The sequence below is a fragment of the Candidatus Moranella endobia PCIT genome, assembly GCF_000219175.1.
In the GTDB taxonomy this organism is placed as follows: domain Bacteria; phylum Pseudomonadota; class Gammaproteobacteria; order Enterobacterales; family Enterobacteriaceae; genus Moranella; species Moranella endobia.
In genome coordinates, this window is the sequence record NC_015735.1 from 276,424 (window position 1) to 299,503 (window position 23,080).

The following is a 23,080-nucleotide window of genomic DNA, read 5'->3' on the forward strand; positions in this document are numbered from 1 at the left end:
TAACCTTCATCCTTGGTTGGTGTTGATTTAATATCATGCATGCCGTGCTACAGCGCATGTCAAACTAAAATTCATAGTAATTAATCTTCCAGGAAGCTTCGTAAGACCTCAGACCGGCTTGGATGACGCAATTTACGCAATGCTTTTGCTTCGATCTGACGAATACGTTCGCGGGTTACGTCAAACTGTTTGCCCACCTCTTCCAGAGTGTGGTCGTTAGTCATACCGATCCCAAAACGCATACGTAAAACCTTGGCTTCGCGCGCAGTTAGACCGGCCAATACCTCCTTGGTCGCTGACCTTAGGCTATCTAATGTAGCAGAATCTAGCGGCATCTCGATGGTATTATCTTCGATAAAATCCCCTAAATGAGAATCTTCATCGTCGCCAATAGGCGTTTCCATAGAGATAGGTTCTTTGGCAATTTTCAGTACCTTATGGATTTTATCTTCTGACATCAGCATACGTTCTGCCAGTTCTTCTGGTGTTGGTTCTCTTCCAGTTTCTTGTAGCATCTGACGGGAGATACGGTTGAGCTTATTAATAGTTTCAATCATATGCACCGGGATACGTATGGTACGCGCCTGGTCAGCAATAGAGCGGGTGATAGCTTGGCGGATCCACCAGGTAGCATAAGTAGAAAACTTGTAGCCTCGGCGGTATTCAAATTTGTCCACCGCCTTCATTAACCCAATATTACCCTCTTGGATCAGATCAAGGAACTGCAGACCGCGGTTAGTGTATTTTTTCGCGATAGAAATAACTAAACGTAGATTAGCCTCAACCATATCTTTTTTTGCGCGTCTTGCCTTTGCTTCGCCAATCGACATACGGCGGTTAATATCCTTCACTTGCTCGATAGTCAGACCGGTTTCTTCTTCAATCTGGCGCAGTTTATTTAGGCTACGATATACGTCATTATCTACTGCTTGTAGTTTTTCAGACCAGGGCTGGTTCATTGCCAAAGCAGCCTTGAACCAGGTTTCGCTGGTCTCATTACCAGTAAACAACGTGATGAAGTTTTTTTTTGGCATCTTACTAATATCGACACATAGCTTCATAATTACGCGTTCCTGGGTACGCACGCGCGTCATCATAGCACGCATGTTGTTTACCAGGTAATCGAACAGTTTCGGTATTAGTCGAAACTGTTTGAAAACAGTAGAAAGCTTCATAAGCTCTGCGGCCGATTTAGTATGGTTGCGGCCGTTGGTTTTGATTACCTTACGAGTCATCTCATACTGTTCACGCAGTTCGACAAATTTCTGGCGTGCTAGACCAGGGTCAATGCTATTATCATCTTCCTTGCTTGCTTCGTCGTGCTCTTCTTCATCGGTTATTTCGTTAGTTGCAAGTTCAGATCGAACATTGGTAGGAGCAAGCATCATCTCTTCTACAACAGAAGAATCAACAAATCCAGTGATGAGATCGGATAAGCGGGCCTCGCCTGCCTCAACGCGGTCGTACTGTTCAAGTAGGTAGCTTATAGCCTTAAGATACTCGGCAACCGAGCACTGAACCTGATTGATGCCATCTTCTATACGTTTAGCAATATCGATCTCTCCTTCGCGGGTTAGCAGCTCTACAGTACCCATTTCGCGCATATACATGCGCACTGGGTCGGTAGTGCGTCCAATTTCGGATTCTACGCTAGATAGAACTTGTGCCGCCGCCTCGACTGCATCTTCGTCTGTATCAGGGTTTGTATCCGCTAGTAACAGTAGGTCATCGGCGTCGGGTGCTTCTTCCATCACCCGAATACCCATATCATTTATCATCTGAATGATATCTTCGATCTGATCGGAGTCAACTATATCATCCGGTAAATGGTCATTGACCTCGGCAAAGGTCAAATATCCTTGCTCTTTACCATGTGTGACAAGCAGTTTTAACTGTGACTGTTGGTTTTGCTCCATAAGAGGTATCCATACTTCAGAGTAAAATTCAGTGTTGGCTGGTACAAGCTATAACCAACCACATATCTGGAATTTATTTCGCACTGTAGTCCAAAAATATACTACACAAGGTAGTTCCCTGGTAATAGATTAGGCATTAGATTTGTCAGTTTTTTTTCGCCATAGCCTGATTCAGCGACCACATTTCCCGGCGTTCTTCGGTAGTTAGGCCGTGGGTTCGGTCGCGGGCGATAAGTGTTTCCTGGCGGTGTGCAAGTATGGATTCGTAAAAATTTGCCAGTGCATCGACAAATATCGAATCTATTACCTCGCCAGTAATCATGTGGTTCCAGGTTGCCAAAGTTTCAAGTTGGTAGTATGATTTATTATCACGGTAATACTCAAGTAATTGTCCGGTTGTTAGTCCAGGATGAGACTTGCAATTTTGCACTAACTCGATAAATAGTGGTAAGCCAGGTTTGCTGATGTGCTCTAAACCGTGGACAATTGGTACTAGTTCAGCAAGCCGGGGATTCTGCACTAGTAATCCTATCAGGATACGCATAGTTGTACATTTGATACGTATTTTTTTGGTACTATTATTTTTTAGTACCGCCTTCGGTAACAGTTTATCCCAATAATTGTCGTCGAGTATTCCCAGTTTATTACCGAGCTGCTGGCGCAGATAGAAACGTAATGTTTCACCCGGTACTTTACTGATCAGTGGTAACGCCAACCGGCTGAGTTTGGCGCGGCCTTCAATGCTGCTCAAATCAACCTGCGGTATGAGCGTTTCAAATAAAAACTTCGATAGCGGTTTCGCTTGTGCAATGTGCTGTTCAAACGCCTCTTTGCCAATTTTACGTATCATGGTATCGGGATCTTCGCCTTCTGGCAGAAACATAAAACACAACTGGCGGCCGTCTATCAAAGATGGTAACGAGTTTTTCAGGGCGCGCCAAGCTGCTTCCCTACCGGCACTATCACCGTCATAACAGAAGATAACCCTATCGGTGGCACGATATAGCAGTTGAATATGGTCAGTAGTTATCGCAGTACCCAACGATGCTACAGCATAGTCGATACCAAACTGCGCCAGCGCCACAACGTCCATATAGCCTTCGACCACAAGTAGCCGTAATAATTGCATATTCTGTCGTTGTGCTTCATATAAACCGTACAGTTGGCGACCTTTATGGAAAATGACGGTTTCAGGCGAATTAATATACTTTGGCTGCCCATTGTCTAAGATCCTCCCGCCGAAGGCGACCACACGGCCACGTTTGTCGCGGATTGGAAACATTATGCGTTCACGAAAACGATCGTAGGTTCTGCCATAATCGTTTACCACCAGCATACCAGCGTCATTGAGATCAGCACGATCTTGAGACGAATTACCGAAACGCTTAATAACGTTATACCAGCCTGGAGGCGCAAAGCCGATAGCAAAAGACTTAGTTATCGCTTCATTTAGCCCACGATGTTGCAAATATTGGTTAGCTTTATTGGCAGTTTTTGATTGTAAAACCTGCTGGTAAAATTCACTAAGCTGTTCCATGAGCTGATACAGACTTGGTCGCTGATCACGCCTATTATTATTCTGGAATGAGCAGATTTCCTCCGGTATTTCTAGTCCATACTGGGCGGCAAGTTCTTCGATAGTTTCGATAAACTCCAGGCGGTCGTAATTCATCAAAAAATCTATGGCATTGCCATGAGCGCCGCAGCCGAAACAATGAAAAAACTGTTTTTCACCATGCACAGTAAAAGAAGGATTGTTATCATGATGGAATGGACAGCAGGCTTTAAAGCTATTGCCCTGCTTATGAAGTTTTACCCGCTTACTGATCAGATCGACGATGTCGATACGCGCTAACAGGTTGTTGATAAATATGCGTGGTATTTTGCCAGCCATAAGCTCTATCAGTTGAATATCTTCACTAGGCCGTACTGTTCTGTCCGCAATACTTGCGGACAGAACAGTACGGCCTTAGTCTTTCAAGGTTCAATCTATGGATTACTTTAAGTGCTATACTGCTTACCTGGCAAGCAATACCGAATGGTACGGCGCGCGTGAACGCGCGCTAATTTCTTTGCATGACGCTTAATTGCAGCTGATTTAGCACGCTTACGTTCAGTAGTTGGTTTTTCATAAAATTCGCGCCGCCGAACCTCAGACAATACACCTGCTTTTTCACAGGAACGCTTGAAACGACGCAATGCTACATCGAAAGGCTCGTTTTCACGCACTTTAACTACAGGCATATGCCTATCACCTCGATAAAATTCAGATATTGTAACTAACCTATGTCCTTATGTCAGTTTCTGCAAAATATTGTTTTTCGAATTCTACTGTACACCTACAAGCTTTGTAAAGCATTGCCTTCTCTTTTATCTTTATATACTCTCAAGATGGCACACAATATGTGCAAAAATATTTGCGCTTGATAAGTTATGGCTTAATAAAGCCAATAAATTTGGACGTCAAATTGCACTTTAAAACTTAACTAAAGCCTAATATCAGTACAGAGTATATCATAATAGACTGTACACAGAAAAAAAAGGTGGTAGTGATTTTATGCGAGTATTGGGTATTGAAACATCATGCGATGACACTGGGGTGGCTATTTACGATCAACAGCAAGGATTACTGGCTAATCAACTATATAGCCAGGGGGAAATGCACTCAGATTATGGAGGGGTGGTGCCAGAACTTGCTTCCCGTGATCATGTACGCAAAACAATTCCACTGATTCAGGCAGCGCTAGCGCAGTCAGGACTACCGGCGTCGGAGATTTATGGAGTGGCCTACACTGCTGGACCAGGACTAGTCGGTGCGTTGATGGTAGGTGCCACTATAGGGCGTGCGTTGGCCTATGCTTGGAAGGTTCCAGCTGTCGCCGTGCATCATATAGAAGGGCATCTGTTGGCGCCTATGCTGGAGGACAATCCACCAGCGTTCCCGTTCTTGGCACTGTTAGTTTCCGGCGGTCATACCCAGCTAATCGCTGTTACTGGTATCGGAAAATATCGACTGCTGGGAGAATCCCTTGACGATGCCGCCGGCGAAGCATTCGATAAAACCGCTAAGCTATTAGGATTGGATTATCCTGGCGGGCCTATGCTAGCGCGGCTAGCGCAGCAGGGCGTGCCAGGACGTTATACTTTTCCCCGCCCGATGACTGACCGGCCGGGGCTAGCATTTAGTTTCTCCGGTTTAAAAACCTTTGTCGCCAAAACTATTAGCACTTGCGCAAATGATCACCAAACGCGCGCAGACGTCGCGCGCGCATTTGAGGACGCAGTAGTAGATACGTTAATGCTAAAATGCCAGCGCGCGCTTGATATTACTTGTTTCAAGCGATTAGTAATTGCCGGAGGCGTCAGCGCCAATCAAGCACTGCGCGTCAGCCTAGATAGAATGATGCGGCAAAGAAACGGAGAAATATTTTATGCTCGTCCTGAGTTTTGTACTGATAATGGCGCGATGATCGCTTATGCTGGCATGGTGCGACTACAACAGAATGGGACTAGGACAGATCTGGCAGTGTCAGTACGGCCGCGCTGGCCCCTGGATGAAGGGTTAACATTTGATGTCTGATTTATAAACCCTATCGATCTATCAGGTGATCGATGGACTGTAATTCAATATGTATGCGAGTTATGTAACCCTGGATACATATTGACCAGAGCGCGTATTTACGCGAATAACTTCACCAATCTGAACAAATAGTGGTACTTTCACTACCGTACCGGTAATTAGCGTGGCTAATTTTACGCCAGTACCGAAGGTATCGCCTTTCAATCCAGGATCAGTTGCGGTTATTTCTAGCTCAACGAAATTAGGAGGAGTAACGATTATTGGTTTATCATTCCATAAAGTCAGTACACATTTCGACTGTTCCACCAGCCATTTCGCGTTATCGCTAACGGCTTTAGCATCCGCGGCCAGTTGTTCAAAGTTTTTTTGATTTATGAAATACCAGAACTCACCATCTTTGTACAAATAAACTAGGTTAATATCGATAATATTGGCAGCCTCAACCGAGTCACCAGATTTAAATACCTTGTCCAGTACTTTATCTGAAACTAATGTGCGTAAACGTACCCTGCTAAACGCCTGGCCTTTTCCTGGCTTTACAAATTTATGATCAATTATCAAGCATGGCTCACCATCAAGTATAATTTTGAGACCAGAACGCAATTCATTTGTATTATAATAACCCATGGTAGTTATCCTCAGTATCAACAGAAGCATCAACAGATAACTTAAAAAGTATCTACATATTATATACTAATTACGTACTACTGAGATATTGCACCGGCTAACTGGAAAGATTAAGCTGTTGGCACTTAAGATATAGATGTACTTAGTAACTATTGCTAACTGTTAATTAATTTTACGTTGTGTGATATTTTTGATCAAAAGTTAATGCGACTGAAGACTGATATCGACCACGATCGCTTCATTAGCATACATAATCATCTGTATAATATGCTGCTATATATCATAGATATCTTGGCGCAGATGCGCTATCTGTATGAAAAAACTGAAAAAAAATAGTTGTACTTTGGTGATTTTGATTGGTTAATTTAACGTTCATTACAGGGAGATAACCTCTTTATGGCCGATAAGTTCCAAATTTTGCTTTTAAATGGACCGAACCTAAATTTGCTTGGTACCCGCGAACCAGAAAAATATGGTCAGATCAAGCTAACCGAAATAATTGCTAACTTAAGCATACTAGCAGGCAGTCTGGGAGCAAAAATCAGCCATGTTCAGTCTAATGCTGAACACGTTCTGATCGACCATATCCATCAGGCGCATGGTAATACCGATTATATAGTAATCAACCCAGCAGCGCTTACCCATACTAGCATAGCCCTACGTGATGCGCTGTTAGCGGTAAAGATCCCGTTCATTGAAATTCATCTATCCAATGTGCATGCTCGGGAACATTTCCGGCATCAATCCTATTTGTCCGATATTGCGGTGGGTGTAATATGCGGTCTTGGTGCCGATGGGTATAGTTTTGCTTTACAGACGGCAGTTAAACGCTTGTTAACCTCTACTTAATTCGAGCATGGGACCCAACTAATGGATCTTCGTAAGATCAAAAAACTGATTGAACTAATTGAAAAATCTGGCATTGCTACTTTGGAAATCTCTGAGGGTGAAGAATCGATTCGTATTAATCGTGCTCTGATGCAACAGACCTATCTGCCACAGACTAATATCTCTGCAGGGCAGCAGTCGTCTACTACCCCAGTAACCTTATCGGCGACAACGAGCGGTCACCTTGTGCGTTCGCCCATGGTTGGCATATTCTACCGAACCCCCAGTCCTGATGCCAAATCTTTCGTAGAGGTTGGTCAGAAGGTCGACGTTGGCGATACTATTTGTATTATTGAAGCGATGAAAATAATGAACCAGATTGCATCGGACAAAAAAGGCGTGGTAAAAGCTATTTTACGGGAAAATGGTCAACTAGTTGAATTTGATGAACCACTAATAGTAATTGAATAACTAGGTTCAACTAATTTCTGGCGTATTTTATTAAAAAGTTTGCGACAAATATTTACCGTAATTCTGATCGGTATTCAATTTTACATTGAAAATAATAAACTTTTCTTACTAAATTTAGCAACAGCTATTACTTTCAGCTCAGCTGAGCTGAAAAAAATAACAAAAAAATAGCATTGCATTAATTGGCAATATAAATATTATCTAGCAGAAACAATTTGCTTCCTAGTGTTACAGGGGAATGCAATTACGTCTACTAACAAATTTTAGATGGCTGTACAAGCAAAATACTGTTAATTACTAACTCATTGATCAAGATAGGTAACAGCAAAACTAGGTAAAAATAGTTGAATAATGTTACTGTTACATACATAGCTGCATGAGCATATGACGCACCATGATCAGTGCCGTATAAAATATTCGTCGCTTTATGGCAATTTGCTATTCCCAGGAGGAAAACATGGATTGGCAAAAGTTTAGCGATATTAGGGTCAGTGATTTAGATAAAATCGTAATCGCAAACCGCGGTGAAATTGCATTGCGTATTCTGCGAGCGTGCAAAGAACTAGGTATCAAAGCAGTGGCAGTACACTCTACCGCTGACCGTAACCTAAAGCATGTGCTGCTTGCTGATGAGACAATATGTATTGGTCCCCCGCCTTCTGAAAAAAGTTATCTCAATATTCCGGCAATTATATCAGCGGCAGAAATGACTGGATCGGTTGCTATCCACCCTGGATACGGTTTTCTATCAGAGAACGCTGATTTTGCCGAGCAGGTAGAAAGTTCAGGCTTCATCTTTATCGGCCCGCGCGCGGAAACCATTAAATTAATGGGCGATAAAATTTCCGCCATCAAAGTGATGAAACAGGCAGGCATATCCTGTATTCCTGGATCAGACGGTCAATGGGATGACGATATGGCAAAAAACCGCGCGATCGCCAACCGCATCGGTTATCCGTTGATTATCAAATCAGCCGGAGGCGGCGGTGGGCGCGGTATGTGCGTGGTACGCAGCGAAAACGAACTGGATACATCTATCCGTATAACTCGTGCAGAAGCGAAAGCTGCGTTTAACCATGATATGGTCTACCTGGAAAAGTACCTTGATAATCCGCGCCATATTGAAATCCAGATACTGGCAGATGGTAAAGGTAATGCCCTGTACCTGGCAGATCGCGATTGTTCCATGCAGCGCCGTCACCAGAAATTAGTTGAAGAAGCACCAGCGCCCGGTATTACCGATGCATTACGCCGATTTATCGGCGAGCGCTGCGCAAAAACCTGCGTGGAAATCGGTTATCGCGGTGCTGGAACTTTTGAATTTCTATACGAAAATGGTGAATTATTTTTCATTGAGATGAATACCCGTATTCAAGTAGAACACCCAGTTACTGAGATGATAACTGGCATAGACCTTATCAAAGAACAGCTGCGCATCGCTGCCGGACAGTCATTATCCCTACAACAGCAAGATATAACTGTGTCTGGCCACGCAGTAGAATGCCGTATCAACGCCGAAGATTCGACAAACTTTCTACCTAGTACGGGTAAAATTACCCGATTCCACGCGCCTGGCGGCTTGGGTGTACGCTGGGAATCGCATATCTATGCTGACTATTCTGTGCCACCATTCTACGACTCCATGATAGGAAAACTAATCTGTTTTGGTGAAAACCGTGACGTCGCCATCGCCCGCATGAAAATTGCGCTGTCGGAGCTAATTATCGATGGTATTAAAACCAACATTGATTTGCAGGTAAAAATAATGAATGACGAACATTTCCAGCAAGGTTGCACACATATACATTATTTTGAGCAGAAGTTCAGTGGTCAAACCTGAGCAAACGTTATGTTATGGTAATCTGATGATTAATAAATTAACTTATCATCTTTATCAGATGGTATCCTCTATTAATAGAAGTAGTAGATAATATCTGCGACAGTTTTTTACTTTAGTCCTGGTATTTTATAGTGCCAATAAACATTATTTCCGCTTGATTATGTTACATACACGCCATTTGTTTGCTAATACCAGGCACACTTCCTAAAAACTTAATTTTTTCAAAAGTGATGCAGCAGACATATCAGTGTCATAAATCAATCCCTCAAGGAGGCGTGGAAGCGCTGCTTTATTGCCATCACGCATTTAGCAACGATAGTGTTAATCTCATCCTCTTTTAGAGGACTAATTGGATCCTGTAAGATTAATCTGATAGCAAGACTTTTAAACCCTGCCTTGACGCTACTGTTGCGATATATGTCAAATAAAGTTACACCAAATAACTTATTTGCAAGCACTTTTCTACACTCTGCGAGAACATCGGCGGCGGCGACATCATTAGCTACCACTACTGCGATATCGCGTCGGTTAGCAGGAAAAGATGAAATATTCTGCGCCTTAGGTATTTTACATTTGGCAATATTCTTCCAGATAAGTTCAAATACGATTGTGCAGCTCATTAAATTAAGTTTTGACTCAAGCTCAGGATGAATCATCCCAAGTAATCCAATTACTTCATGTTTACGATAAATTGCAGCACTTTGCCCAGGATGTAGTGCGGGATGTCGTGTTGCCCTAAATTCAATATCGTTTAATGTTCCCGTCAGCTCCAGTATTGCCTCAATATCGCCCTTGGCATCGTAAAAATCAACCGGCTGGCACGACTGATCCCAATGTGCACTAAACTGCGGACCTGTGATTACTCCTGCCAATATCAGCTCCTGACGAATGCCCATGTCGGCTACATGATCAGGAACAAAGCGCAACCCACTTTCAAACAGTCTGATCCGCTTCTGCTGACGATTCTGATTATTTACCACCACACTAAGCAGGCCAGTCCATAACGACAAACGCATGGCGGACATATCTTGGGCCATTGGACGTGGTAGTACTAGTGGTTCCTGCTGCGGATGGAGCATTGACTGGCTTGTGGGGTTGACAAAACTATAAGTTATAGCTTCCTGATAACCGCGGTCTACTAGTAGTGTTTTAGCACGTAACAGCGGCAGCTCTGCTTCGCTATGATGCGGCATCAACAAGTTTGCTCGTACTGGAACCGAAGGGATTACATCGTAACCATAGATACGCACGATCTCTTCAATTAAATCTTCTTCTATAGCTATATCGAAACGCCAGCTAGGTGTCAGAACTTGCCAGTTCTCATCGCGGCGGCTGACCTGGAAGCCAAGACGGAGCAAGATATTGCTAACTTCCTCGTCCGGTATAACATATCCTATCAAACGGTCTAGGTTTTCCCGTTGCAGGTAAATGTTGGATGGTTGATCAAGTTCGGTTTCATAGGTAACCTCTATAACTGGTCCCGGATTACCTCCGCAAATTGAGATTAATAGCGCCGTTGCCCGCTCCATAGCGCGCGGTTGCAACGCCGGATCCACGCCGCGTTCGTATCGGTAGGAAGCATTGGTGTGTAGTCCGTAACTGCTAGCGCGACCAGTGATAGCCAAAGGATGAAAAAAAGCGCATTCTAGCACTACGTCGCGGGTGGTTGGTTTGATACTGGAGAAGGCACCGCCAACAATGCCGGCTATCGCTAGCACTTTGCTATAGTCAGCAATTACTAGCGTATCAGGTAACAGCTTGACTTCTCTACCATCAAGCAACGTAAGTGCCTCATCATGCCTAGCATGACGTACCACAATACCCCCAGAAATTCGATCTAGATCAAATGCATGCATGGGCTGTCCCAGTTCTAACTGTACATAGTTGGTAATATCAACTATGGTATTCACCGACTGCAGACCACTGCGGCGTAGTTTTTCTTTCATCCATAGTGGCGTTGAAGCATTGACGTTGATATTTTTCACCACTCTGCCCAAATAGCGTGGACAGGCGTTGTTCTGGTCAATGTGAATCGGCACAGCATCGACGATCAACGGAGACACCATCTCGATGACCGGCTGTACAAGTGGCATGCGGTTAAGCACCGCAACATCGCGAGCAATACCTAGCAAACAAAGACAATCGGCTCGATTCGGTGTGACGTTCATGCTGAAGATATTATCATTAAGCTGGAGATAGTTGCGGATATCCTGGCCGATAGGCGAATCTGCGGGCAGTTCAATAATGCCCATGCCATTAGTGCAGTTGGAAATACCTAATTCAGAACATGAGCACAACATTCCCTCAGAGAACGCACCGCGCCATTTTATAGCCTTAATCTTTAAGTTTCCTGGCAACACAGCGCCCGTTTTTGCCACCACTACCAGCAGATCAGCACGACAGTTGGGTGCACCGCAAACAACATCTAGCTGTCGATCGCAGCCGATATCAACTTTGGTTACCCACAATTTATTTGTATTAGGATGCGTTCGACATTCTACTACTTTGCCAACTACCACCCCAGTAAAACTGCTCGCAACAGGTTCTATACATTCTACTTCTAGTCCAGCCATGGTCATCTGCTCCGCTAACGCTGAGCTATCTATTGCTGGATTTACCAATTCACGCAGCCAAAGTTCACTGAATTTCATGTGGTTGTCCCGCTTTTAGTTGAATTGTTTTAGAAAACGCAGATCATTTTCGAAAAATGCACGTAAATCCATGACACCATAACGTAGCATTGTCAATCGCTCAATACCCATGCCAAAGGCAAAACCTGAATATATTTTGGGGTCAATGCCGACGTGTCGCTGAACATTAGGGTGTACCATCCCGCATCCCAACACTTCCAGCCAGCGGCCATTTTTACCCATAACGTCCACTTCAGCAGAAGGTTCGGTAAAAGGAAAAAAAGATGGACGGAACCTAACCTGCAGATCTTCTTCAAAAAAATTACGTATAAAATCATGCACTGTGCCCTTCAAGTTGGTGAAACTAATATTAGTATCAATAATAAGCCCCTCCATCTGATGAAACATAGGTGTATGGGTTTGGTCGTAATCCTTACGGTACACCCGTCCAGTGGCAATCATACGGATAGGAGGCTGCTGCGCTTTCATAGTGCGGATTTGAACGCTGGATGTCTGGGTACGCAATAAACGAGTAGCGTCAAACCAGAAAGTATCTTGATCGGCGCGCACTGGGTGATGCGCGGGAATATTTAGGGCATCGAAATTATGATAATCATCTTCTATTTCAGGACCGGTAGCGACCGAAAAACCAAGTCCATTGAAGAAATGCTCAATACGTGCTATAGTGCGCGATATGGGGTGCAAACCGCCATTTGCCATGCGTCTACCAGGTAGCGATACGTCTAACTGCTCGGCTGCTAGCCTATCCTTCAACGCTGATTTACTAAGTTTTGTTTTACGTTCTATCAGCGCTTGCTGCACGTCATACTTAGCTTGATTAAACACTACACCAGCCGCCGGCCGCTCACTTGGTGCTAGATCCTGTAGCATCTTCATTTTTTGGGTAAAAATACCTTTTTTGCCGAAATATTCAACGCGCACATGCTCTAAAGCATCCAGATCCTGGGACTTGGCGATGTCTAATGTAGCTTGTATAACCAACTCTGTGATGTTTTGCATGTTTTTTCAACCTCTATCTAGATGACTTAATATAAATATGAGCTCAGTCAACGTCTGTACTAGTACAGCGCGCTTGTGTTAGTTAATTAGTAATAAAAAAACCTCCACTTAGGGAGGCTATAGCTTGATTTTAGTTATTTGCATTTTTAAATACAGTAAGCGCAGATCAACGCATACCAAACAGATGGTAAAGCACATGTAACATTAGTAGCAAGCATTAATAGGCATGCAAAATTATAAACTTGTGGGTATCTATTCTGGATAGGTGAGGGAAAATATTGGCTCTTTAGTATTCAACCTGCTAAGGCACATTTTGCTTTATCTGTCAGAGCGGCAAATGCTGTTTTGTCAAATACTGCAATATCGGCCAAAATTTTACGGTCAATCTCTATAGAAGATCTTTTCAGACCATTGATAAGCTTGCTGTAAGAAATACCCTGCTGACGAGCAGTAGCGTTAATTCGCGCAATCCACAGTTTACGGAACTGACGTTTCTTTTGCCGGCGGTCACGGTAAGCATACTGGCCGGCTTTGATAACAGCCTGGAAGGCAACACGGTAAACACGCGAACGGGCGCCGTAGTAGCCATTCGATTGTTGTAATATTTTTTTATGACGTGCGTGTGCTACCACACCGCGTTTTACGCGAGCCATATATCTCTCTCCTATATTTGATTTTCATTCCAACCAGTAGTTGAAATACCGTTTACGCGTACGGCAAGCAACGCACAACCGAACCCAAATCATTTTGAGAAAGACTGGATTTCAGTCGAAGATGACGCTTATGCTTAGTTGATTTTTTGGTTAGTAGATGACGTAGGCCAGCATACTTACGCTGAAAACCTCCTGAAGCAGTTTTTTTAAAGCGTTTTGCGGCACCGCGTACAGTCTTTATTTTTGGCATTAATTCACCTCGGCAGGCTTATAATACTATTTCTTATGGGGTGCCAGCACCATGATTGCCTGGCGTCCTTCAATTTTGGACGGAAAAGATTCGACTACTGCCAGTTCACTTAGATCATCGCGAACGCGGTTCAGTAATTCGATGCCAATCTGCTGGTGCGCCATTTCACGTCCGCGAAATCTTATAGTTATTTTAGCTTTATCGCCTTCTTCCAGAAATCGAATCAAGTTACGTAGTTTGACCTGATAGTCGCCTTCATCTGTACCAGGACGAAATTTTATTTCTTTAATCTGGATAACTCTTTGTTTTTTCTTTTGTTCTTTGATTGATTTGCTTTTTTCATATAGGAACTTACCATAATCCATGATTCGGCAAACCGGAGGTTCGGCATTTGGACTAATTTCTACTAAATCAACACCTGTTTCATCTGCTTTTGCAAGCGCTTCCTTCAAGTAGACAACACCAATCTGCTTACCATCAATATCGGTAAGACGAACCTCTGCGGCGCTTATTTCTTGGTTAATGCGATGGGTGCGCGCTGATTGAACTAGTTTTCCGCCTTTAATACTTTATTCCTCCATATTATGAAGATTACGGCTACTGATTTCTTGCTGCAGCTTTACAATAAGCTTGTTAACGTCGATGCTACCAAGGTTTTTACCCCGGCGTGTACGCACAGTAACCTCACCTGTTTCCATCTCTTTATCTCCACAGACTAACATGTAAGGCACGCGACGCAAAGTATGTGTGCGAATTTTAAAGCCTATTTTTTCATTTCTCAAGTCTGCTTTTACCCTAATACCTGCTGTTGACAGTTTGTCCGTTAGGTTTTCGACATATACTGACTGATGATCGGTAATATTCATTGTAACAACCTGTGTCGGTGCCAGCCAGGTAGGGTAGCAACCAGCATATTCTTCTGTAAGAATGCCAATAAATCTTTCCATTGACCCTAAAATAGCGCGGTGAATCATAACCGGGACCAAACGTTCGTTATTTTCTCCAACATAAAAGGCGTTTAAACGACCTGGCATTGAAAAGTCTAGTTGTACTGTACCACATTGCCAGGCACGGTCCAGACAATCAAGAAGCACAAATTCAATTTTCGGACCATAAAAAGCTCCCTCACCTGGTTGGTATTCAAAGAGCATACCATTTTCCGTTAGCGTTGCGGCTAAATCCTGCTCAGCCCTGTTCCAAACTTCATCGCTACCAATATGATGTTCTGGTCTAGTGGACAGTTTGACAAAAATTTTTTCGAAACCAAAAGTAGCATATATGTCATACACCATTTTAATGCAATTATTTACTTCATTGTGTATTTGGTCTTCAGTACAGAAGATATGGGCGTCATCTTGGGTAAAGCCGCGCACACGCATTAAGCCGTGTAGCGAGCCGGATGGTTCATTGCGGTGACAACTACCGAATTCAGCTATGCGCATCGGTAGATCGCGATAAGACTTCAAACCCTGATTAAACATCTGCACATGTCCGGGACAATTCATCGGTTTGATACAATATTCACGATTTTCAGATGAAGTAGTAAACATATGAGAAGCATAATTTTCCCAATGGCCAGTATTTTCCCAAAGCATGCGGTCCATCATTAAGGGCCCTTTAACTTCCTGATATTGATAATCTTTCAGTTTCATCCGTAAAAACGCTTCTAGCTCACGGAATATAATCAAGCCATCGTTGTGCCAGAAGAGCATGCCAGGTGCTTCTTCCTGCATATGATAGAGGTCAAGCTGCTTACCTATCTTACGATGATCGCGCTTAGCAGCTTCTTCCAGCTGTTGCAAATAGGTATTAAGCTGTTTTTTATTTCCCCAGGCAGTACCGTAAATACGCTGCAGCATTTTGTTTTTGTGATTGCCGCGCCAGTAAGCACCTGAGGTTTTTTGCAAAGTGAAGTGGTGGCAGAAACTCATATTGGGAACGTGTGGACCGCGGCACATGTCCACATATTCTTCATGATGATACAGCACTGGCTGATCATTGCGGTTGATATTTTCGTCAAGTATAGCAACTTTATAATCCTCACCACGCGAAGTAAACTCATCACGGGCCTGTTGCCAGCTAACTTTTTCTTTGATGATACTATAATTTTTGTTTGCTAGTTCGTGCATATGTTTTTCTAGCAGATCGAGATCATCCTTGGTTAGGGTATGGTCTAGATCAACATCATAATAAAAACCTTTATCAATGACCATCCCGATTGCTATTTTGGTATTTGGCCATAATTGCTTTATGGCGTGCCCCAGTAAATGCGCGCAGGATTGGCGGATGATTTCCAATCCCGCCTCATCATTTGCAGTAATGATTGAGAGCTGGGCGTCGTGCTCAATAACATCAAAAGCATCTACCAATTCACCGTTAACTCTGCCGGCAATGCAAGCTTGAGCAAAGCTTGCACCACCTATATTACGTGCGATATCAAGTGGAGAAACAGGCTTTGTAAGCTGAAGTTTACTGCCATCAGCGAGAGTTATAACGGGCATAAGATTTTCCTGTAGTAGTTACACACGTAAACACCGATTAAATATTAACTTTAGCATTGTTAAGTTGCGTATTTTTGTTATGTTATTGAATAAGTGCACAAGCATATTTGCACAGGTGTACAAAAAAAACAGCTAAATCAATGTAATTCATACATGAATACATTCAATTTATTGAGAGTATTAAACAGAGTAATGTATACAAACAAATATGCACCTAGGTTAAGTTAATTGCTGCATCATTTAGGCGATGTTTATAATTTAATACCATGTATTATATTGTATGATACCTGTGACATTTAATAATAAAAAAGAAGTTTAATTTTAATTATGAAATTGCAGCGTAGCATAACGAATATAAAGCATAGCAATACTTCTTAAATTAAGACATTTGCACGGTGGCTGGCTTATTCAGAACTACTTATAAATAACTGGAGTGACACCATGGATACCTATGCCGTTTTTGGCAATCCTATTCACCACAGTCGTTCACCATACATTCATGCGCTTTTTGCTACTTTAACCGGTTTATCCCACCCTTATAAACGAGTTATGGCGCCGCTGGAAAGTTTTGAACACACGTTGTGGCATTTCTTTGAAGCAGGCGGTTTAGGAGCGAATATTACCCTACCGTTTAAAGAACGTGCCTTCTCTTTATGCGATAAATTAACCGAACGTGGGTTGTTGGCCGGAGCAGTAAATACTATCAAGAAACTACCAGATGGATCATACCTGGGGGATAACACTGACGGCATTGGCTTAGTAAGTGATTTAAAGCGTCTTCATATACTGCGTCAAGACAGTAGGGTGCTATTAATTGGTGCGGGCGGCGCAACGCGTGGTGTGATTCAGCCTTTGCTGGCTTATGGCTGCCAAATTGTACTTACCAACCGTACTTTTTCCCGTGCGCAGAAACTGGTAGATTTTTACCACAGCGATATTAGTGCGCTACCGCTGGAACAACTCAGAACGCCTGATTACGATCTAATTATTAATGCAACATCGACTGGTGTACAGGGTAACATCCCAATACTGCCTGTGTCGGTTATTACACCAGTAGTTTGCTGTTACGATATGTTTTATCAACCAGGTGGCGATACGCCTTTTATCACCTGGTGTCGACGGCACGGTGCGCTCATCTGCGCCGATGGGCTTGGTATGCTGGTGGGCCAAGCCGCCTCAGCATTTTTACTGTGGCATGGCGTATTGCCACCAATTTTGCCGGTGCTAAAAATCCTGCGCGCGGAGCTATAATGCGCTCTATGAATGTCTCTGCTGATAAATGTTCAAAATTTGACGCAGTTGTAGTAAACAACTGTAGTAAAAGGTGATACCATACAAGTATTGCGGTGAGTGGCGCAGTCTGGTAGCGCAATACGTTCGGGACGTATTGGTCGGAGGTTCAAATCCTCTCTCACCGACCAATGGTTTAGTAACAGCCAGGTGCCGATCTTCTTAATTCACTTACTTAATAGTAAGAGTGTTTGCCGTGATGGTGCTCCGTTGAATCCCGTACTCCCTTAAGCTCAGGAAATCTTTCTAGCAGCTTTTTCTCAATCAATGTTTTAAGTGTGTAGTCCACCATAGAACAACCGTTACAGCCACCGCTGAAATGAAGAATAGCAAACATATCATTAGTTATTCCTATGAGTTTTACTTGACCACCATGGCTTGCCAACTGCGGATTAATCTGCGATAGTAATAAAAATTCCACACGTTCAATCAGCGGAGCATCGTCGCTCACTTGGTGCATTTTAACGTTTGGTGCTTTCAGCGTAAGCTTCGAACCAAGTTTATCTGTGACGAAATTAATTTCTGCATCCTGCAAGTAAGGCGCGGATATATTATCAATATAGGCAGATATTGTATCGAACTTTAGCTCAGTATCAGTGGCATCTATCGTGTTTGGTAAGCAATACGAAACACCACATTCTGCATTAGGTGTACCAGGATTAATAACAAATACACGAATCTGTGTACCCGGTTCTTGAGTTGATAATAATTTAGCAAAATGCTCTTGAGCAGCATTAGTAATCCTAATCATAATATTTTCTCAATCAATAGAAAATAACTAAACATTATATAATATTTCACTATAACAGCGCTGTTTAAGCATGATAAAATTGTTACTAGCATCATCCATTTGCTGAACAAACAGATAAAATTAGCACAAAAAGAAATTTTATAGCGGGCACATAACACTACACTATATTCTATATTAGAGTAGGAGGGTATACGTAATAACACTTTAATAAGTAACGTTAACCATCAACGTTAGTATCAACTAACGCCTGACCCAGGGTAAACTCAATACTCTCAATTTTTGCCATAACTGTTTGGTACTAGAAAAAAGCTGGTAATTGACACTAGTGCCAAAACAACGTAGTACAAAAAACCAACTTCAGATTGGCAGCAGCGCTACAAAGCTAAAATTCGCTCTCCAGCAAACAGTTAAGTCAAGAACTAACCGAAAAATTATCAGTAATAAATTCTACTTAGTTAGATAGACGACAATATTTTCTGTAATCACCAATGAAACTGTTTACGAAAATGGTTAAGACATCAACAATAATTTTAATCAGTAGGATCAAAAACAATCACCAGCCGGCAACAGAATATTAGTTAGTAATCATTCAATTATTAATGTTTTCTGCATTTACAGCTTATTAATGGCTTTACCTCAATATTTACCTGCTAGTATTAGATGTCCTGAAGTTACCTGATGATTATGCGGTGAAAAGTGATCAGTGATTAATGAGGAAATTAACGTTGCTATTATTAGCATTGCTTAGCTGGCTACAATATGCTTTGTGGTTAGGTAAAAACGGCATGCACGATTTCGGACTAATCAAGAATGATATTGTGATTAAAAAAAGTAACAACGCGCAATTAATAGTCCGTAACGATCATTTATTATCCAAACTTAACCAGTTTAACAATTGTTAAACTGGTTAAGAAATATTACGTAATGATGTTGATATTATTAACCCTGGTAGCAATGGTTAATAAAACAGAACTGGGCGTATCTGTACGCACTATTACAACACGCGCCTGGTCAGCACAAATTACCCCCCTATGCTAGGATGCTTGGCTAGCTAATATGGAGTGTAAACCTAAAATAGCTACATCTAATGGTAAATTAGATGTAGCTAGCAACAATGGAAATCACTTCTCACTCAGTAGTGATCAATCGTCTGTATCAGTATATTCCTCTACTACATCCATATGTGGTTTACCTCCCGACAGAGTATGAAAACGCTTGGGCCGGCGCGTATACTCGACATATTTGAACCAAACCTTCTCATGTTCATTAGAAGGGACTAATTGACCGTGGCACATGGCAACAAATTGCCGTTCAACGTCGGTTACAGGTTCCCGTTTGCCGCTGTCAAGATCATTATAGGCATGGCCAAAATGCTCCAATAATTGCGCCTCACGAATAGTAAAATGACCATGACGAGAGAAGCCATGAGGATAATTTTTGTTATCAAAATAACGAGTAGAAGTAAAAAAGTTGTTAACCATCTTACATGATCTCCTATCTTTAGAATAAAACTATGCTATGTATGTATGGTATGGAGTATTAGGCTTGAATGTGTGTTAAACGCAATATTATCATTAATATAATTATTTTTGGGAGCACGCTACGCCGTTAAAAGGTAATTTTTTTCCCAACTTAACCATAATATTAGCCTAATCGCGGTAGGGGAACAGCTGTTGCCCTACACATAATTGATGATTATCTGGCTAGTAGATCACCAAATTATAATTTGAAGGCGAATAACAGGTATGTTTGGCTGCCGAACAGCCATTGATATAGTCTTAGCTTAGTAACTTACGATACGACAGGCTAACAGCGTATAAACAAGAACATAGCCAGGTTTAACATCTAGCTAGTTACTAATAATTACCATTTAAATAATGTGGTTTTGTCTGAAACTAGCAGCTATTAATGTTAAAAAAATAGATGATTGCAAGAACAAGCAATAAGAGTGATTGACAGTTATGTTATTAATAATGATTTTAAATATCATCAAGATGAACGATATTAGCAGTAAATTATTATGCCCAATACACTATTTATTACCTACGCGCTTTATCTATATCATGAATTAGCATCAATTCTACTGCTTTAGCTTAGCCCAATGAAATGGGCTAAGCTAAAGCTTGTATTTTTTTTCTGTCGTCAAGTTTCAATTGCCAGCCGCATTTTCTTCATAGCATTTTTTTCAAGCTGCCGAACACGCTCAGCTGAAACCCCGTAACGATTGGCTAGCTCCTGTAGTGTGCTTTTGTTGTCATCATCTAGCCAACGCGCACGTATAATGTCCTGGCTGCGCTCATCGAGACTTTCTAGCACTGTGCTTAACCTGTCGGTAGCATGATCGTCCCAGTTGTTCTCTTCTATGCGATCGACGAAATTAGATGCTTTATCTTGCAGGTAAAGCATAGGTATCATCGACTGCCCTGCTTGTATATCATCTTCCGGCGTGGGATCAAACGTGATATCCTGCGCTGCCATGCGGGACTCCATTTCGCGTACATCCTTGCTGGTTACACCCAACTCTTTAGCGACGATTTCTACTTCTTGTTGGTTAAACCAGCCTAAACGTTGCTTAGTTTTACGCAAGTTAAAGAACAACTTGCGCTGCGCTTTAGTAGTCGCTACTTTTACAATACGCCAGTTACGTAGCACATATTCGTGAATTTCTGCCTTGATCCAGTGGACCGCAAATGACACTAACCGCACTCCCACTCCAGGGTTAAAACGGCGTACAGCTTTCATTAGTCCTATATTGCCTTCCTGAATTAGGTCAGCCTGGGGTAGACCATAACCTGAATAGTTACGCGCAATATGAACAACAAAGCGCAAATGAGACAGAATCAGCTGCTTGGCTGCTTCTAAATCTCCTTGATAATGCAGACGTTCAGCTAAAACCTTTTCTTCTTCAGCCGTCAGTATCTGGTAGGTATTTGTAATCCTAACATAGGCTTCCAAACTGCCCTGGGGAATATAAGCTAACACTTGAATATCTTTGATCATTTATGACCTCGCATTAGCACCTTGGATGCCGGTTAAAGGTAAACCTGTGACAGATGATGAGATTAACATTAATCTAACAGCAATAATGAATGAATGCTGCCATTCTGTTAGATAATTTAGAACAAAAGATAGAGATCATATTCCAATACCAATCAATATTGGGATCATAACAAGATCAATAAAATGTCCACTGTCAACCTAAATAACTTTTAGGATCTGCCAAGCTAGATAACATCACGTGATTAAGCCTCAATCCATATTGCATACCTTGATCATAATCAGTATACCTATCATAGTAGAGATCTGACTAACTAGGTAGGTCTATGCATAGTTACATTTCCATCTAATACTGTTATTGAGCTTCCTATACAAGAAAAACAAAAAAAATAGTTTTAACCCATTATCAAGAAAGCCAAGCGCTAGATAGGACTCTGGCCATGTTTATGTTACATATATACAATAGTATTTATTATTACTGCGGAATAGCCATTAACATCTTTCGGCAGGATAGAAGTAAAATACTTTGCAGCATCTTATTTTGCTTCTACTAAAATCAGTTGTGCTTAGTTAACAGTCTAATCATTATTATTTTTTTAAGACATACGGGGTAAAAGTGCATCAATAAAATCCTTCGCTTTAAATGGACGTAAATCATCAATAGCTTCACCTAAGCCTATATATCTAATAGGGATGCCAAATTTTTCAGCAACTGCAAAAATTACCCCACCTTTCGCGGTACCATCTAATTTGGTTAGTGTGATACCAGTAACTCCAACTGCTTCATTGAATAACTTGACTTGGTTAACAGTATTTTGCCCGGTGTTAGCGTCGATAATTAGCATCACCTCATGGGGAGTATCAACATCAAGCTTTTTCATTACACGAACGATTTTCTGTAGTTCGTCCATTAAGTGCGTTTTATTCTGTATACGTCCCGCAGTATCTGCTATTAGTACATCAATACAGCGTGCTTTTGCAGTTTTAACAGCATCAAAGATGACTGATGCGGAGTCAGCGCCAGTTTGTTGCGCCACTACCGGGATATGATTACGTGCTCCCCATGCCTGAAGCTGTTCCACTGCTGCCGCCCGAAATGTATCTCCCGCTGCTAGTATGATGCTCTTGCCTTCTGCCTGATATTGATAAGCGATTTTACCGATAGTAGTTGTTTTCCCAACGCCGTTAACTCCTACCATAAGAATAACGAACGGGTTTTTACCAGTTATATTTAGTGGCTGCTCGACGTGAGCAAGTATGTCTGCCATATTTAAGCGTAATTGGCTGTATAGAGCCTTGGTGTCATTTAGCAGCCGCGTGGCGTTGGCATTCAAACCATCAATTAGTTTTTGCGTAGTCTCAACTCCAACATCGGCAACGAGTAATTGTTCTTCTAATAGTTCGAAAAAAGCATCATCAATTTTTTTGTTGTGGAACAATCGAATCAATCCAGAGCCTAGATTCAGGCGGGTATTTATTAAACTTTTTTTCAATCTAGCAAATAATCCAACGCCCCTAGAAACAGTTGGTACACCGTCTTCTGCTGGCCACGGAATCTTGTTTTCATGCTGTAAGCTAGTTTTCGGAATTTCAGATAAAGTGGCATCATTTGTGCTAGTTGTATCTGTATCTTGTTTTGCTTCTGGTTCTCTATCAGCGGCTTGATAGTTCAAGCCAAACCATTGAACTAACATGCTGTTTTTCTTTGTTGCCATTGGCAATACTA

19 protein-coding genes, 1 tRNA gene and 1 pseudogene are annotated in these 23,080 nt (G+C 42.1%); 7 read left to right on the forward strand and 14 right to left on the reverse strand.

Annotation, left to right across the window (positions count from 1 at the left end; translation table 11 throughout):
* Positions 1-80 precede the first annotated feature (80 nt).
* The 3 genes from rpoD to rpsU form a co-directional block, all read right to left on the reverse strand.
* The gene (gene rpoD / locus MEPCIT_RS01165; protein WP_013975627.1) at positions 81-1,916 is read right to left on the reverse strand and encodes an RNA polymerase sigma factor RpoD; all 1,836 of its coding nucleotides are present in this window, start codon (positions 1,914-1,916) and stop codon (positions 81-83) included.
* Positions 1,917-2,061: 145 nt separating this feature from the next.
* Complete coding sequence (dnaG, locus tag MEPCIT_RS01170) at positions 2,062-3,810, reverse strand: DNA primase (protein ID WP_013975628.1); 1,749 nt, start codon at positions 3,808-3,810, stop codon at positions 2,062-2,064.
* A gap of 107 nt (positions 3,811-3,917) precedes the next feature.
* Positions 3,918-4,160 carry a 30S ribosomal protein S21 gene (rpsU, locus tag MEPCIT_RS01175; RefSeq protein ID WP_013975629.1) on the reverse strand — a complete coding sequence of 81 codons (243 nt, stop codon included), beginning with the start codon at positions 4,158-4,160 and terminating at the stop codon, positions 3,918-3,920.
* 313 nt (positions 4,161-4,473) lie between these two features.
* On the opposite strand from rpsU, the gene tsaD reads away from it, so the two are divergent.
* Positions 4,474-5,496, forward strand: coding sequence for a tRNA (adenosine(37)-N6)-threonylcarbamoyltransferase complex transferase subunit TsaD (gene tsaD, locus MEPCIT_RS01180; RefSeq protein WP_013975630.1), 1,023 nt, complete (start codon positions 4,474-4,476; stop codon positions 5,494-5,496).
* Between the two features lie 60 nt (positions 5,497-5,556).
* Here tsaD and efp read toward each other — a convergent pair whose 3' ends face one another.
* Positions 5,557-6,123, reverse strand: coding sequence for an elongation factor P (gene efp, locus MEPCIT_RS01185; protein WP_013975631.1), 567 nt, complete (start codon positions 6,121-6,123; stop codon positions 5,557-5,559).
* 204 nt (positions 6,124-6,327) lie between these two features.
* On the opposite strand from efp, the gene MEPCIT_RS02530 reads away from it, so the two are divergent.
* The 4 genes from MEPCIT_RS02530 to accC all read left to right on the forward strand — a co-directional run bounded on the left by MEPCIT_RS02530 (position 6,328) and on the right by accC (position 9,262).
* Positions 6,328-6,459: a hypothetical protein gene (locus MEPCIT_RS02530; RefSeq protein WP_274376768.1), complete on the forward strand. Its 132-nt coding sequence runs from the start codon at positions 6,328-6,330 to the stop codon at positions 6,457-6,459.
* 60 nt (positions 6,460-6,519) lie between these two features.
* Positions 6,520-6,972: a type II 3-dehydroquinate dehydratase gene (gene aroQ / locus MEPCIT_RS01190; RefSeq protein WP_013975632.1), complete on the forward strand. Its 453-nt coding sequence runs from the start codon at positions 6,520-6,522 to the stop codon at positions 6,970-6,972.
* Positions 6,973-6,993: 21 nt separating this feature from the next.
* Positions 6,994-7,422, forward strand: coding sequence for an acetyl-CoA carboxylase biotin carboxyl carrier protein (gene accB, locus MEPCIT_RS01195; RefSeq protein WP_013975633.1), 429 nt, complete (start codon positions 6,994-6,996; stop codon positions 7,420-7,422).
* Positions 7,423-7,879: 457 nt separating this feature from the next.
* Entirely contained in the window at positions 7,880-9,262 is a 1,383-nt protein-coding gene (gene accC, locus MEPCIT_RS01200; protein ID WP_013975634.1) for an acetyl-CoA carboxylase biotin carboxylase subunit, read from the forward strand.
* A 257-nt stretch (positions 9,263-9,519) separates the two neighbouring features.
* Here the strand turns inward: accC and pheT are convergent, their stop codons facing one another.
* The 6 genes from pheT to thrS form a co-directional block, all read right to left on the reverse strand.
* The gene (gene pheT, locus MEPCIT_RS01205; protein WP_013975635.1) at positions 9,520-11,913 is read right to left on the reverse strand and encodes a phenylalanine--tRNA ligase subunit beta; all 2,394 of its coding nucleotides are present in this window, start codon (positions 11,911-11,913) and stop codon (positions 9,520-9,522) included.
* Between the two features lie 15 nt (positions 11,914-11,928).
* Positions 11,929-12,912, reverse strand: coding sequence for a phenylalanine--tRNA ligase subunit alpha (gene pheS, locus MEPCIT_RS01210; RefSeq protein ID WP_013975636.1), 984 nt, complete (start codon positions 12,910-12,912; stop codon positions 11,929-11,931).
* A 293-nt stretch (positions 12,913-13,205) separates the two neighbouring features.
* Complete coding sequence (gene rplT, locus MEPCIT_RS01215; RefSeq protein WP_013975637.1) at positions 13,206-13,565, reverse strand: 50S ribosomal protein L20; 360 nt, start codon at positions 13,563-13,565, stop codon at positions 13,206-13,208.
* A gap of 52 nt (positions 13,566-13,617) precedes the next feature.
* The gene (gene rpmI / locus MEPCIT_RS01220) at positions 13,618-13,815 is read right to left on the reverse strand and encodes a 50S ribosomal protein L35 (RefSeq protein ID WP_013975638.1); all 198 of its coding nucleotides are present in this window, start codon (positions 13,813-13,815) and stop codon (positions 13,618-13,620) included.
* Between the two features lie 26 nt (positions 13,816-13,841).
* Positions 13,842-14,381, reverse strand: a complete 540-nt coding sequence (gene infC, locus MEPCIT_RS01225) for a translation initiation factor IF-3 (protein WP_013975639.1) — start codon at positions 14,379-14,381, stop codon at positions 13,842-13,844.
* A 3-nt stretch (positions 14,382-14,384) separates the two neighbouring features.
* A complete protein-coding gene (gene thrS / locus MEPCIT_RS01230) occupies positions 14,385-16,316 on the reverse strand; it encodes a threonine--tRNA ligase (protein WP_013975640.1) in 1,932 nt (643 codons plus the stop codon).
* A 441-nt stretch (positions 16,317-16,757) separates the two neighbouring features.
* On the opposite strand from thrS, the gene aroE reads away from it, so the two are divergent.
* Both aroE and MEPCIT_RS01240 read left to right on the forward strand, forming a co-directional pair.
* On the forward strand, positions 16,758-17,567 hold the full coding sequence (gene aroE / locus MEPCIT_RS01235; RefSeq protein ID WP_013975641.1) for a shikimate dehydrogenase: 810 nt from the start codon (positions 16,758-16,760) through the stop codon (positions 17,565-17,567).
* A 93-nt stretch (positions 17,568-17,660) separates the two neighbouring features.
* A tRNA-Pro gene (locus tag MEPCIT_RS01240) sits at positions 17,661-17,737 on the forward strand.
* A gap of 44 nt (positions 17,738-17,781) precedes the next feature.
* On the opposite strand, the gene nfuA is transcribed toward MEPCIT_RS01240, so the two are convergent.
* The 4 genes and pseudogenes from nfuA to ftsY all read right to left on the reverse strand — a co-directional run.
* A complete protein-coding gene (nfuA, locus tag MEPCIT_RS01245) occupies positions 17,782-18,357 on the reverse strand; it encodes a Fe-S biogenesis protein NfuA (protein WP_013975642.1) in 576 nt (191 codons plus the stop codon).
* Between the two features lie 1,142 nt (positions 18,358-19,499).
* Complete coding sequence (locus tag MEPCIT_RS01255) at positions 19,500-19,838, reverse strand: MaoP family protein (protein WP_013975643.1); 339 nt, start codon at positions 19,836-19,838, stop codon at positions 19,500-19,502.
* 661 nt (positions 19,839-20,499) lie between these two features.
* Positions 20,500-21,357 (reverse strand): RNA polymerase sigma factor RpoH, encoded by an 858-nt coding sequence (gene rpoH, locus MEPCIT_RS01260; RefSeq protein ID WP_013975644.1) that lies wholly within the window; start codon positions 21,355-21,357, stop codon positions 20,500-20,502.
* A 593-nt stretch (positions 21,358-21,950) separates the two neighbouring features.
* A pseudogene (ftsY, locus tag MEPCIT_RS01265) lies at positions 21,951-22,862 on the reverse strand (signal recognition particle-docking protein FtsY); the annotation flags it as partial.
* Between the last annotated feature and the right edge of the window lie 218 nt (positions 22,863-23,080).

Excerpts from the sequence above, each read along its gene's own strand:
- rpoD (WP_013975627.1), bottom strand. The coding sequence starts at position 1,916 with ATGGAGCAAAACCAACAGTCACAGTTAAAACTGCTTGTCACACATGGT.
- dnaG (WP_013975628.1), bottom strand. The coding sequence starts at position 3,810 with ATGGCTGGCAAAATACCACGCATATTTATCAACAACCTGTTAGCGCGT.
- rpsU (WP_013975629.1), bottom strand. The coding sequence starts at position 4,160 with ATGCCTGTAGTTAAAGTGCGTGAAAACGAGCCTTTCGATGTAGCATTG.
- tsaD (WP_013975630.1), top strand. The coding sequence starts at position 4,474 with ATGCGAGTATTGGGTATTGAAACATCATGCGATGACACTGGGGTGGCT.
- efp (WP_013975631.1), bottom strand. The coding sequence starts at position 6,123 with ATGGGTTATTATAATACAAATGAATTGCGTTCTGGTCTCAAAATTATA.
- MEPCIT_RS02530 (WP_274376768.1), top strand. The coding sequence starts at position 6,328 with ATGCGACTGAAGACTGATATCGACCACGATCGCTTCATTAGCATACAT.
- aroQ (WP_013975632.1), top strand. The coding sequence starts at position 6,520 with ATGGCCGATAAGTTCCAAATTTTGCTTTTAAATGGACCGAACCTAAAT.
- accB (WP_013975633.1), top strand. The coding sequence starts at position 6,994 with ATGGATCTTCGTAAGATCAAAAAACTGATTGAACTAATTGAAAAATCT.
- accC (WP_013975634.1), top strand. The coding sequence starts at position 7,880 with ATGGATTGGCAAAAGTTTAGCGATATTAGGGTCAGTGATTTAGATAAA.
- pheT (WP_013975635.1), bottom strand. The coding sequence starts at position 11,913 with ATGAAATTCAGTGAACTTTGGCTGCGTGAATTGGTAAATCCAGCAATA.
- pheS (WP_013975636.1), bottom strand. The coding sequence starts at position 12,912 with ATGCAAAACATCACAGAGTTGGTTATACAAGCTACATTAGACATCGCC.
- rplT (WP_013975637.1), bottom strand. The coding sequence starts at position 13,565 with ATGGCTCGCGTAAAACGCGGTGTGGTAGCACACGCACGTCATAAAAAA.
- rpmI (WP_013975638.1), bottom strand. The coding sequence starts at position 13,815 with ATGCCAAAAATAAAGACTGTACGCGGTGCCGCAAAACGCTTTAAAAAA.
- thrS (WP_013975640.1), bottom strand. The coding sequence starts at position 16,316 with ATGCCCGTTATAACTCTCGCTGATGGCAGTAAACTTCAGCTTACAAAG.
- aroE (WP_013975641.1), top strand. The coding sequence starts at position 16,758 with ATGGATACCTATGCCGTTTTTGGCAATCCTATTCACCACAGTCGTTCA.
- nfuA (WP_013975642.1), bottom strand. The coding sequence starts at position 18,357 with ATGATTAGGATTACTAATGCTGCTCAAGAGCATTTTGCTAAATTATTA.
- MEPCIT_RS01255 (WP_013975643.1), bottom strand. The coding sequence starts at position 19,838 with ATGGTTAACAACTTTTTTACTTCTACTCGTTATTTTGATAACAAAAAT.
- rpoH (WP_013975644.1), bottom strand. The coding sequence starts at position 21,357 with ATGATCAAAGATATTCAAGTGTTAGCTTATATTCCCCAGGGCAGTTTG.